8 protein-coding genes are annotated in these 12,398 nt (G+C 69.3%); 4 read left to right on the top strand and 4 right to left on the bottom strand.

Annotation, left to right across the window (positions count from 1 at the left end):
- Nucleotides 1–320 precede the first annotated feature (320 nt).
- Nucleotides 321–2,921, bottom strand: a complete 2,601-nt coding sequence (gene glgP / locus N1032_RS04745; protein WP_259537792.1) for an alpha-glucan family phosphorylase — start codon at nucleotides 2,919–2,921, stop codon at nucleotides 321–323.
- A 177-nt stretch (nucleotides 2,922–3,098) separates the two neighbouring features.
- Between glgP and N1032_RS04740 the strand changes: the two genes are divergently transcribed.
- The 3 genes from N1032_RS04740 to N1032_RS04730 all read left to right on the top strand — a co-directional run bounded on the left by N1032_RS04740 (nucleotide 3,099) and on the right by N1032_RS04730 (nucleotide 7,624).
- Entirely contained in the window at nucleotides 3,099–5,156 is a 2,058-nt protein-coding gene (locus N1032_RS04740; RefSeq protein WP_310795918.1) for a maltotransferase domain-containing protein, read from the top strand.
- Nucleotides 5,156–7,375 carry a 1,4-alpha-glucan branching protein GlgB gene (gene glgB, locus N1032_RS04735; protein WP_407932999.1) on the top strand — a complete coding sequence of 740 codons (2,220 nt, stop codon included), beginning with the start codon at nucleotides 5,156–5,158 and terminating at the stop codon, nucleotides 7,373–7,375. Before N1032_RS04740 ends, glgB begins: the two co-directional genes overlap by 1 nt.
- Nucleotides 7,376–7,498: 123 nt before the next feature.
- A complete protein-coding gene (locus N1032_RS04730) occupies nucleotides 7,499–7,624 on the top strand; it encodes a hypothetical protein (protein ID WP_259537790.1) in 126 nt (41 codons plus the stop codon).
- Here the strand turns inward: N1032_RS04730 and N1032_RS04725 are convergent.
- Entirely contained in the window at nucleotides 7,621–8,589 is a 969-nt protein-coding gene (locus tag N1032_RS04725) for a tetratricopeptide repeat protein (RefSeq protein WP_407932998.1), read from the bottom strand. The two genes, N1032_RS04730 and N1032_RS04725, sit on opposite strands and share 4 nt — an antisense overlap.
- A complete protein-coding gene (locus N1032_RS04720) occupies nucleotides 8,586–10,403 on the bottom strand; it encodes a hypothetical protein (protein WP_259537788.1) in 1,818 nt (605 codons plus the stop codon). Before N1032_RS04720 ends, N1032_RS04725 begins: the two co-directional genes overlap by 4 nt.
- Before the next feature lie 180 nt (nucleotides 10,404–10,583).
- On the opposite strand from N1032_RS04720, the gene N1032_RS04715 reads away from it, so the two are divergent.
- The gene (locus N1032_RS04715; RefSeq protein WP_259537787.1) at nucleotides 10,584–11,639 is read left to right on the top strand and encodes an AI-2E family transporter; all 1,056 of its coding nucleotides are present in this window, start codon (nucleotides 10,584–10,586) and stop codon (nucleotides 11,637–11,639) included.
- 39 nt (nucleotides 11,640–11,678) lie between these two features.
- Here the strand turns inward: N1032_RS04715 and N1032_RS04710 are convergent, their stop codons facing one another.
- A complete protein-coding gene (locus N1032_RS04710; protein ID WP_259537785.1) occupies nucleotides 11,679–12,398 on the bottom strand; it encodes an alpha/beta hydrolase in 720 nt (239 codons plus the stop codon).

Raw genomic sequence — 12,398 nt, 5'->3', positions numbered from 1 at the left:
GACTTCTCGGCGGAAGTGGGGCGTCGTGAGCGTAATCTCGGCCCGCCCCACTCGCGGCGCACCCAGCCCGGCGCCACGCGAGAAGTCACAATCCGGTGCAAATGCCCCCGGGAAGCACGCAAAAGTGACTTCTCGGCGGAGGTGGGCGCTGTGGCGACGAGGAGCCTACCGCCACGACGCCCGCGCCACGACGCCCCGCGAGAAGTCACTATTCGGTGCAAATGCCCACGAGGAGCACCCGAAAGTGACTTCTCGGGCGCGTGGGGCACCGGGAGGAGGGGCAGCGGTCCGCGCCTCAGCACCCCGCGCGCGGACCCACGTCAGTGCGCGACAGCGATGAGACCCATCTCCGCGGGCGACGCCAAGTAGGCGTGCTTCGGCACCACACGCACGGTGTAGCCGAACGAGCCGGCGCGCGCGAGTTCGACGGTGCCCGAGTAGACGCGGGGGGCCGACTCGTCGACGTCGGCCGAGGAGGGCGCCCCCGACGGGTGCGCGGCACCGGCGTGCGGGGTGGTCAACTCGACCGTGGCCGGGTCGGAGAGGTCGTCGCCGTGCACGGCGTGGCCGTAGACCACCTCGACCGCCACGTCGTCGGGGGTGAGCCCATCGAGCTGGATGTGCGCTCGCACGTGCAACGTGTCGCCGACCTGCGGGGTGTCATCGAGGCCGCCGGACTCGACGTGCACGACCGAGACGCCCGACCAGGCAGCGCGCACCTTCGCCTTCCACGCCGAGAGCTCACGAGCGGCCTCGTAGTCGTCGGCCGACATCGCGCGCTCGGCCTCGGCGGCGGGCACGTAGAGGCGCTCGACGTATTCGCGCACCATGCGCTCGGCCGAAAGCTCGGGCGAGAGGGTCGCCAGCGTGTGCCGGATCGACTGCAGCCAGTTCGCCGGGATGCCGTCGGAGTCGCGGTCGTAGAAGCGCGGCGCGACCTGGTTCTCCATCAGGTCGTAGAGCGCCTCCGACTCGAGGGTGTCACGCTCCTCGCTGTCGCCCGCCGAGTCGGCCGTGGGAATCGCCCAGCCGTCTTCGCCGTCGTAGTACTCGTTCCACCAGCCGTCGAGGATCGAGAGGTTGAGCCCGCCGTTGAGCGCCGCCTTCATGCCCGAGGTGCCACAGGCCTCCAACGGACGCAGCGGGTTGTTGAGCCAGACATCCGTTCCCGGATAGAGCAACTGCGCCATGCCGATGTCGTAGTTCGGCAGGAACACGATGCGATTGCGCACCTCGGGGTCGGAGGCGAACTGCACCAGCTTCTGAATCAGCCGCTTGCCCTCCTCGTCGGCCGGGTGCGACTTGCCGGCGATCACGAACTGGATCGGCCGCTCCGGGTTCAGCAGGATCGACTTCAGCCGCACCGGGTCGTGCAGCATGAGCGTGAGCCGCTTGTAGGTGGGCACCCGCCGCGCGAACCCGATGGTCAGCACGTTCGGGTCGAGCAGCGTCTGGAACCACGACGGCGGAATCGAATCGGGGTTCTGCTCGCGCCACGCTTCGGTCACGCGGCGTCGCGCGTCGTGCACGAGCTGCCGCCGCATGTCGCCGCGCACCGCCCAGATCTCGCCGTCGCTCACCTCTGCGGAGTGCCAGTCGACCCGGGTGGTGTCGCCCGAACCGAGCTTGGTGCTGGCCAGGGCCTGCAGCAGCGGGTCGGTCCAGGTGGGCGCGTGCACACCGTTGGTCACCGAGGTGATCGGCACGTCGTCGCGGTCGAAGCCGGGCCAGAGCGGCGCGAACATGCCCCGGCTCACGTCGCCGTGCAGCTTCGAGACGCCGTTGGCGCGCTGCCCGAGCCGCAGCCCGAGCACCGCCATGTTGAACACGTCGGGCGACCCGCCGTCGTAGTCCTCGGCGCCCAGCGCGAGCACCGAGGCCACCTCGAGGCCGGGCAGCATGTCGGTGGAGAAGTAGCGCTCGACGAGCGAACGGTCGAACCGGTCGATGCCCGCCGGAACCGGGGTGTGCGTGGTGAACACGGTGCCCGCGCGCACGACCTGCAGCGCCTCGTCGAACGAGAGCCCGCCGCCGATCAGGCTCGAGATGCGCTCGAGGCCCTGGAACCCGGCGTGCCCTTCATTGGTGTGGTAGACCTCCGGCATGGGCGCGTCGGTCAGTTCCGACAGCACCTCGAGCGCCCGCACCCCGCCGATGCCGAGCAGCAGCTCCTGCAGCAGACGGTGCTCGCCGCCGCCGCCGTAGAGGCGGTCGGTCACCGAGCGCAGGTCGTCGTCGTTGTCGGGGATGTCGGTGTCGAGCAGCAGCAGCCGCACCCGCCCCACCTGCGCCTGCCAGATGCGGGCGTAGAGCGCGCGATCGCCGGGCAGGGCGAGAACGATCTGCGCCGGGGTGCCGTCGGCGAGCCGCAGCACCGACAGCGGCAGACCGTCGGGGTCGAGCACCGGGTAGCTCTCCTCCTGCCAGCCGTCGCGCGAGATCGACTGGGTGAAGTAGCCCGAGCGATAGAACAGGCCCACGCCGATGATCGGCACGCCGAGATCGGATGCCGCCTTCAGATGATCCCCGGCCAGGATGCCGAGGCCGCCCGAGTACTGCGGAAGGGCTGCCGCGATGCCGAACTCCGGCGAGAAGTAGCCGATGGACTGCGGACGCGGGCCGTCGAGCGACTGGTACCAGCGCGGCTCGCCGAGGTAGGCGTCGAGATCGCCGCGCAGGCTGTTCGCCCACGCCACGAAGCCCTGGTCGGCCGCGAGCTGGTCGAGGCGCTCGGGGCTCACGGCGCCCAGCAGGGCGACGGGATCGCCCTGCGTCGACCGCCAGTCGTCGGGCGAGATGTGGGCGAAGATCTGCCGGGTGGGCTCGTGCCACGCCCAGCGGAGATTGGCCGCCAACTCGCCGAGAGCCGACAACGACTCGGGCAGAACGGATCGGACGGTGAACCTGCGGATCGCCTTCACGCGATTATCTCCTTCTTCGGCGTCGGGACGCCTGTCGAACGACGGTCGCCGTGGTGCAGGGAGACGACCGCCCCAGCCTAGAGCAGTCGTGTGACGAGGTCATGTCGGCCGTGCGGCCCCGCGTCGAGAGTGCCCGCCACACCTTGCAGCAGGGGTCTTTGTCGGTAGGGTCGGATTGTGGCAGCATCTCGAGACACGACGGCACCGAAGCCCTTCCAGCCCGCGATCGGACGCATCCCGATCCTTCAGGCGTTCCCCCAGGTCGACGGCGGGCGATGGCCCGCCAAGGGCTTCGTCGGCGAGGTCATCCCGTTCGGGGCCATCGTGTTCCGCGAGGGGCACGACGCGGTCGGCGCCCACCTCGAGCTCGAGGCGCCCGACGGCACCCTGATCGACCGACCACTAACCCGCACCTACCCGTGGGACGACGAGTGGCGCGGGCTCGCGCAGGTCACCTCGCCCGGTCACTGGCGCTTCCGCATCCGCGGCTACTCCGACGACTACGCCACCTGGGCCCACAACGCCACCATCAAGATCGCGGCCGGCATCGACGTCGAGCTCATGTTCGACATCGGCGCGCAGCTGTTCTCGCGCCTGGCCGCCGAGCAGACCCGTCCCGCCGACGAGCGCGACCTGTTCGCGCGGGTCTCGGCCGAACTGCGCCAGACCGCAGGGCCCGCGAGCGAGCGCCTCGGCCTCGCCTACGGCACCGCGGTGACCGACGCCCTGCGGGTGCACCCGGCGCAGAGCCTCGTCACCTACTCCGACTGGCTGCCGCTCAAGGTCGAGCGCACCCGCGCCGGAGCGGGCTCGTGGTACGAGTTCTTCCCGCGCTCGATCGGCGCGAAGCAGTCGGCCGACGGCACCTGGAAGAGCGGCACCTTCCGCTCGGCCGCGAAGCGCCTGCCGCAGGTGGCCGAGATGGGCTTCGACGTGCTCTATCTGCCCCCGATCCACCCCATCGGCGAGGCATTCCGCAAGGGCCGCAACAACACGCTCGACCCCAAGCCCGGCGACCCGGGCTCCCCGTGGGCCATCGGCGGCGCGGCCGGCGGTCACGACACGGTGCACCCCGAGCTCGGCACGATCGCCGACTTCAAGTACTTCCTCGGCCAGGCCAAGAAGGCCGGGCTCGAGGTGGCGCTCGACTTCGCCCTGCAGGCCTCGCCCGATCACCCGTGGGTGACGGCGCATCCGGAGTGGTTCACCACGCTGCCCGACGGGTCGATCGCCTACGCCGAGAACCCGCCCAAGAAATACCAGGACATCTACCCCATCAACTTCGACAACGACTCCGACGGCATCCGGGTCGAGGCGCTGCGCCTGCTGGAGTACTGGATCTCGCTCGGCGTCAAGATCTTCCGCGTCGACAACCCGCACACCAAGCCGCTCGATTTCTGGGAGTGGGTCATCCACGAGGTCAACACCGCGCATCCGGAGGTCGTCTTCCTCGCCGAGGCCTTCACCCGGCCGGCTCCGATGCGCGCCCTGGCCAAGGTGGGTTTCCAGCAGTCCTACAGCTACTTCACCTGGCGCAACACGAAGGTCGAGATCGAGGAGTTCTTCACGAGCATCTCGCAGGAGACGGATGCCTACTACCGCCCCAATCTCTTCGTGAACACGCCCGACATCCTCACCGAGTACCTGCAGTTCGGCGGTCGGCCGGCCTATCGCATCCGTTCGGTGCTCGCGGCCACCGGAGCGCCGTCGTGGGGGGTGTATTCCGGGTTCGAGCTGATCGAGAACGTGGCGCGCCCCGGTGCCGAAGAGAACATCGACAACGAGAAGTACGAGTTCCGTCCGCGCGACTTCGCGGCCGCCGAAGAGAGCGGGCACTCGATCGCGCCCGACATCACGCAACTCAACCGGATCCGCCGCGACCACCCGGCCCTCGGCCAGCTGCGCAACCTGCGGTTCCACGGCAGCGACGACGACTCGATCGTGGTCTACTCCAAGCACCTCGACGCCGAGTTCACGCCCGACGGCGTCGCCGACACCGTGATCGTGGTGGTGAACGTCGACCCGCACTCGGTGCGCGAGACCACGGTGCACCTCGACCTCGCGCTGCTCGGCCTGCCGGCGGGGGCGACGTTCGAGGTCACCGACCTCTTGTCGGAGAACGTGTGGGAGTGGTCGACCGACAACTACGTGCGACTCGACGCCTTCACGCAGCCCTCCCACATCCTGCACGTCTCCCACCGACCCGATCACGACAACGAAGGTGGCGCATCCTGATGTCGCATCCCGATGGCACGACAGCCCTGACTCTTCCCGAGATCCCGGTCGACGTGCTCGCGCGCGTCGCGAGCGGCTCGTACTACAACCCGCACGAGGTGCTCGGTCAGCACCTCGTGAACGCGACGGATGTCTCCGACCCGGTCACCGTCATCCGCACGCTCCGCCCGCTGGCCAGCGAGGTCAGCGCCGTGCTCTCCAACGGCGCCCGCGCGCAGCTCACGCACCTCTACGGCGGCATCTGGCAGGGCTTCACCCTGACCGGGCTGAACGACTACCGCATCGAGGCCCGCTACGATGACGGCAGCGTCTGGACGGCCGACGAGCCCTACCGCTTCTCGCCGACGCTCGGCGATCTCGATCTGCACCTGATCGGCGAGGGCCGGCACGAGCGGCTGTGGGACGTTCTGGGCGCCCGCGTCGAAGAGAAGTGGGGCGTCGACGAACCCTCGGCCGGCACCGCGTTCGCCGTCTGGGCGCCGCACGCCAAGGCCGTGCGGGTGATCGGCGACTTCAACGGCTGGGACGGCGTGCGGCACGCCATGCGCAGCCTCGGCTCCACCGGCGTGTGGGAGTTGTTCATCCCTGAGCTCGGGGCCGGCAGCAACTACAAGTTCGAGATCCTCACCCAGGCCGATCAGTGGGTGCGCCGCGCCGACCCGATGGCGCGCTACACCGAGGTGCCGCCCCTGACCGCCTCGGTCATCGGCACGACGTCATACGAGTGGAACGACGCCGAATGGATGCGCCAGCGCGCCGCCCATGACCCGCACACGCACCCGATGAGCGTCTACGAGATGCACGTCGGCTCGTGGAAGCTCGGGCTCGACTACCGGTCGCTGGCCGACGAGCTCATCCCCTACCTGCAGAACCTCGGGTTCACGCACGTGGAGTTCATGCCCTTGGCGGAGCATCCGTTCGGCGGCTCGTGGGGCTACCAGGTCACGTCGTACTACGCCCCGACCTCGCGGTTCGGTCACCCCGACGACCTGCGCTACCTGATCGACCGCCTGCACCAGGCGGGCATCGGGGTGCTCGTCGACTGGGTGCCCGGGCACTTTCCGAAAGACGAGTGGGCGCTCGCCCGGTTCGACGGCGAGGCCGTCTACGAGCACCCCGACCCACGACGCGGTGAGCAGCCCGACTGGGGCACCCTGGTGTTCAACTTCGGCAACAGCCAGGTGCGCAACTTCCTCGTGGCGAACGCGCTCTACTGGCTCGAGGAGTTCCACCTCGACGGCCTGCGGGTCGACGCAGTCGCGAGCATGCTCTACCTCGACTACTCGCGCAAAGAGGGCGAGTGGCTGCCCAACCAGTACGGCGGCCGCGAGAACCTCGAGGCCATCAGCCTGCTGCAGGAGGCGACGGCGACGGCCTACAAGACCAACCCCGGCATCGTCATGATCGCCGAGGAGTCGACCTCGTGGCCCGGCGTCACCCACCCCACCGACCGCGGAGGCCTCGGCTTCGGCATGAAGTGGAACATGGGCTGGATGCACGACACGCTCAACTACATCGAGCAGGACCCGATGTGGCGGTCGTATCACCACGGCGAGATCACGTTCAGCTTTCTCTACGCCTTCAGCGAGAACTTCATGCTGCCGATCTCGCACGACGAGGTCGTGCACGGCAAGGGATCACTGCTCAGCAAGATGCCCGGCGACCACTGGCAGATGCTCGCCAACCTGCGCGCCTACCTCGGCTTCATGTGGGCGCACCCCGGCAAGCAGCTGCTGTTCATGGGCCAGGAGTTCGGGCAGCCGTCGGAGTGGAGCGAGGAGCGCGGCCTCGACTGGTGGATTCTCGACCAGCCGGTGCACCAGCAGTTGCTGGCCCTCGTGGCACACCTCAACCGGGTCTACAAAGAGAACCCGGCCCTGTGGGCACTCGACAACGAGCCGGCGGGCTTCGAGTGGATCGACGGCGGGTCGTCGTCGCAAAACCTCGTGTCGTTCCTGCGCTGGGACTCCGAAGGCAACCCGATCGCCATCCTGATGAACTTCTCGGGCGCTCCGGTCGGCCCCTACCGCGTCGGCCTGCCCTTCGGCGGCCGCTGGGACGAACTCGTCAACACCGACGCCGTCGAATACGGCGGCTCGGGCGTGGGCAACTACGGCTCCGTCGAGGCCGAGTACGTGCCCTGGTCGGGCCGCCCGGCCTCCGTCGAGCTCACCCTGCCCCCGCTGGCGGCGCTGTTCTTGAAGCCGCACAAAGGTTAGGGACGCGAAGGGGGCTGGATTCTCACTCCCCGCCTAAGGGTTGAGCGGAGCTCAAAGGCGGCGGGGAGGAAGAATCCAGCCCCCTTCGCTGTGCTTGAGCACGGCACTGCACGCAACAGGCCTTTGTCGACGACCCAAGGTGACGGCGTGGCCGCGCGAGCGACCGCGTCGTCACATGTCGCGCGGCGCCTGGCAGGGACCGGCGACGCCCGTCGCAGCCGCGCGAAGCACGGCCGCGACGGCAGCTAGTACAGCAGGGCGGCCAGGCGGCGGCGCGCCGTGGCGACACGGGGGTCGTCGGTGCCCACGACCTCGAAGAGTTCGAGGAGGCGGGTGCGGATGAGGTCTTTGCCGGCGGCATCCTGTTTCGGGAACAGGGTGAGCAGGCGGTCGAAGGCGTCGTCGATGTGGCCGCCGGAGAGATCGAGGTCGGCGACCAGCAGCTGGGCCTCGAGGTCGTCGGGGTTCGCGGCCGCGGCGTTGCGGATCTCGTCGAGCGACTTGTCCTGCAGCCGTGCGAGCAGCTTGACCTGTGCCAGACCCGCCACCGCGAGCGAATCGCGGGGGTTCTGGGCGATGGCCGTCTGGTATTCCTTGATGGCGGTGGCGTAGTCGCCGTTCGCGATGGCGTCGTAGGCCTCGGCGTGGTGCGGCGGCAGGGGTTCTTCGACGGGCTCGGCCGGAGCGGCATCCGGGTCGACGCCCTCGACCGCGACGGTGCCGGTGACGCCGTTCTGCGCGGCCAGCTGCAGCACCTGCTCGATGACCGCGCGCACGTCGGCCTCGGGGTAGGCGCCCGCGAAGAGCGACACGGGGCGGCCGCCGACGAGGGCGGCGACCGTGGGCACCGACTGCGCCTGGAAGGCCTGAGCGAGCTGCGGGTTGGCCTCGACGTCGACGCCGACGAGCACGATGCGACCGGCGTATTCGGTGACGACCTTCGCCAGCACGGCGCTCAGCTCGGTGCTCTGCTCGGCCCAGGACGCCTTGAGGTCGACGATGACGGGAACCGTGTTCGACAGGTCGATGAACTGGGTGAACGTGGTGTCATCGGCCTCGAGCACGAGCGAGGGCAGCACGCCGACGGGGGCGCCGGGCGCGGCCGGAGCGCCCGCGGCACCGGCACCGGGCGCCGGCGAGTTGGCGCGGTTCACGAGCGACGACAGGTCGACGGCGCCGCGCAGGTTGGCGGCGGAGGGCGGGGGCATGCTCACGGCAACTCCTTCGCTTGAACGAGGCCCTGGCTGAAGCCCAGCAACTCGGCCTTACCAGTGTCTCCGAACGGGGGGATGTAGAACAACAGCTGATAGCCGTACACCGCTTCAACGCCCTTGGCGGTCTCGGTGATTCCCGACAGGGCCTTCACCGCGCCCTCGGCGCTCACCGTGGCACCCGACTCCACGGGCTTCACGGTCTCGGACTCGCTGAGGTCGACCGCCACGAGGGCGCCCGACTCGCTGGTGGCGAGGGCGATGCTCTGACCGGATGCCGCCACCTGGGCGAAATCGATGGTGGCCGTGGTGGGCAGGCCGGCCTTCTTCGCGTTCTTGTAGTCGACGCCGACCTGGGTGCGCAGGGTGTCGCCCGTGGCATCGATCTGGTCGATGTACTGGCTGGAGTCGCCGACCGACAGGATGTCGGCATACGCCGTCTTCAGCTGGTCGGGGGTCATCTTCAGCAGCTTGGTGTCGGGCGCCAGGCGGGTCGTGCCCACGCTCGCCGCGGCGACGGGAGGAAGGCTCGTGTCGGGCTCGAGCGTGATCTCGTAGTAGACCTTGAAGTTCGACCGCGGGGTCTCCTGCACGAGCATGAGTGCCACCGGGGGCACCGCGGCGTCGTCGCCCTGCACGATCGTGAAGACCGTCTTCGGCCACACGTCACTCGCCTGCGGCAGCACCACCTGCAGCGGACCGGCCGGGATGGCCTGCGGCGCCGGGTATTCCGGGTAGCCGGCACGGATGGCGTAGGTGGCCGACCGGAGTTCGAGGGCGGGGCCCGAGAAGCGGTTGGCCAGGGTGTCGGTGCTGCTCGAGGCATCCGCTTCGGCCGTGACCGACGAGATGTTCGCGACGATCGCCTCGAGCTGCGCCTCGGTGACGGCGGGGATGGGGCTGTCGTCGTCGACGGCCTCGGTGGGCTCGGTCGAGTCGGTGGCGGGCGTCGCCGTCGAACCGTCGGCACCGGGCGTCGCGGTGGCCGCGGCCGTGCCGGTGGCGGCCGGCGCGGGCTGGGGCCAGTAGTCGGCCGAGCAACCGCCCAGGGCGACGAGTGAGGCGAGCGCGATCGGAACCGCGATCGCCGGGGCGATGGAGCGGCGGCCGCGCCTGACGCCCGACTCGATGGCGTTGGTGCGCGAGGCCGAGAAGCGCTTGCCCTTCGGCAGTGCCGGCGGCTTCCGCCGAGGCCGCTGGGAGCGGCGCATGTGCAGCAGCCCCAGGATGAGCAGCACGAGGCCGGCGAGCAGGAACGCGACGCCCGCCACCAGCAGGGGGCCGACCCACGGGGTGGCGTTGGCGATGGGCCACGAGATCTTGATGGTCGTGGGCGCGGGCTGCGAGCCGTCGGAGGCGACGATCACGGAGTAGCCGGCGGGCAGGTTGACGGTGCGGTACATCGCGCCGTCGGCCGTGAACTGCTCGAGCCAGAGGTCACTGCCGGCCGGGTTCGCCGAGCCGCTCGCGACGTTGTCGGCGGCATCCGGATCGGCCGGGACCGCGGTCGACACCAGGTCGCCGGTGGTGGAATCGGCCGTGACCGAGTCGTATTCGGAGCCGTCGAGCCACGCCGCGACGTCGGCCGTGCGGCCGTAGGCGGCGAAAACGGTGTCGCTGCCGCTCAGCACGAGGGTCTGCTTGCCGTCGTGCGCACGGAGCGCCGACGAGTCGATCATGGCGTAGGGAACATCGCCGTCGAGCTCGACCGTCGAGGTCACGGTGTTCGGCGGAAGGAACACGGTTCGTTGCGCGACGCCGACGCCGATCAGCGCGGTCGCGATGATGAAGGCGAAGATGGCGAAGATAAAGCGCACGAAGACTCCTGACAAAGACATTAAAAGATAGCCGATGGAGCCTGGCGTCTCACACAGGGTACGTTCAGGGGGCGTTCACCACGACACGGAACCCGCGTGCGTCGATGCATGATCGTGATCTTCGGCGCCCCATAGGATTGAGCAACGTCCGCCGGGACGCCGCATCCGAGGGAGCCCTCCGTGAAGATTCAGAACGCGTTCACGCTCGGCCTCGTGGCCACGCTCGGGGTGGGCGTCGGCCTTCTGATCCTTGGGGCCGTGGTGTCTCTGGCCACGATCCTCACCTACATCGGCGTGGCGCTGTTCATCGCGCTGGGCCTCGATCCGATCATCTCGTGGCTCGAACGCAAGCACTGGCCGCGCTGGCTGGCCATCCTCACGGTGCTCGTCGCGGTTCTGGGCGTCTTCACAGGCCTGGTGTTCGCCGTGGTGCCGATCATCGTCGAGCAGATGTCGCAGTTGTTCGGTCTGGTTCCGAACCTCATCAACCAGGTTCTCGATCAGAACTGGCGCGACAGCGTCACCGATCAGCTCGGCGGATTCATCGACGTCAACGAGGTCTACAACGCCGTGGTGACCTACTTCCAAGACGCCGGAAACGTCACGGCCCTGGCCGGCGGCGCGCTCGAGGTGGGCATCGGCATCGCCAGCGGCTTCTTCGGGGCCGTCGTGGTGCTCATCCTGACCCTCTATTTCACGGCATCGCTCGGCGGCATGAAGCGCTCGGTCTACCGGCTCGTGCCGGCCTCGAAGCGGGAGCGCTTCGCCGACCTCAGCGAGCAGGTGACGGGAGCGGTGGGCCGCTACGTCGTGGGGCAGATCAGTCTGGGCCTCATCAACGGTGTGCTGAGCTTCATCTTCCTGTCGATCATCCAGGCTCCGTTCCCCGCGGTGCTGGCCTTCCTCGCCGGCGTGCTGTCGCTCATCCCGCTGGTCGGAACCATCTCGGGCTCGACCATCATCGTGCTGGTCTGCCTCATCCCCGGGCTCGGGTCGCCTCTCACCGCGCTGGTCGCGGCGATCTACTACATCGTCTACATGCAGGTGGAGGCCTACCTGCTGAGCCCGAAGATCATGAACCGCGCGGTCTCGGTGCCCGGCTCGATCGTGGTGATCGCGGCGCTGGCGGGTGGCACGCTGCTCGGGGTGCTCGGCGCCCTGGTGGCCATCCCGATCGCGGCGAGCTTCCTGCTCATCATCAAGCAGGTCGTCATCCCGATCCAGAACGAGCGCTGACCGTTCGGGCGCCGCGCCGATCGGGCGCCATCCGGCCGGTCAGGCCTCGTAGGTCTCCGGCAGCGGGTAGGCGGCCGCGTTGACGCGCGCCACGATCTCGTTGAGCACCCGGCGGGTCTGGGGCTCCCCCACCCACAGGTGCTTGGCGCCCTCGACCTCGACCAGTTCCATGCTGGGCACCGAGGCGAACCGTTCCCGCGCTTCGGCCGGCCGCAGGAAGTCGTCGTGCTCCGGAACGAGCGCGACCAGGCGCTTGCCGTTGCCCTCCCAGGCCGCCACCTCGTCGGCGCTCGCCCGGTGCAGGGGCGGCGACAGCAGGATGGCGCCGTCGATCGGGTACTGCGCACCGTAGCGCAGCACCAGTTCGGTGCCGAACGACCAGCCGACGAGCCACGGATGCGGCAGCCCCCGCTCGGCCACGAAGTCCATCGCCGCCTTGAGGTCGAAGCGCTCGCCCTCGCCGTGGTCGAACGCGCCCTCGCTCGTGCCCCGCGGCGACGAGACGCCGCGCAGGTTGAACCGCAGCACGGCCAGGTCGGCGAGCGCAGGGAGTCGTGCCGCGGCTTTGCGGAGCACGTGCGAGTCCATGAAGCCGCCGTGGGTGGGCAGCGGATGCAGCGTCACCAGCGTGGCGACCGGGTCGCCCGACACCGGCAGCGCGAGTTCTCCCACGAGGGTGAGCCCGTCGTCGGTGTGCAGCTCGATCTCCTCGCGGCGCGAGGGCAGCTCGGTGTTGCTGCGGATGAGGGTGGTGGTCAC

It is taken from the genome of Herbiconiux daphne, from assembly GCF_024979295.1.
Lineage (GTDB): Bacteria > Actinomycetota > Actinomycetes > Actinomycetales > Microbacteriaceae > Herbiconiux > Herbiconiux daphnes.
Note: the sequence above shows the minus strand (reverse complement) of the source record. Positions and strands in the feature narration are given on the sequence as shown.

Bases quoted from the DNA above. Each gene is read 5' to 3' on its own strand.
- glgB (WP_407932999.1), top strand. From the start codon at position 5,156: ATGTCGCATCCCGATGGCACGACAGCCCTGACTCTTCCCGAGATCCCG.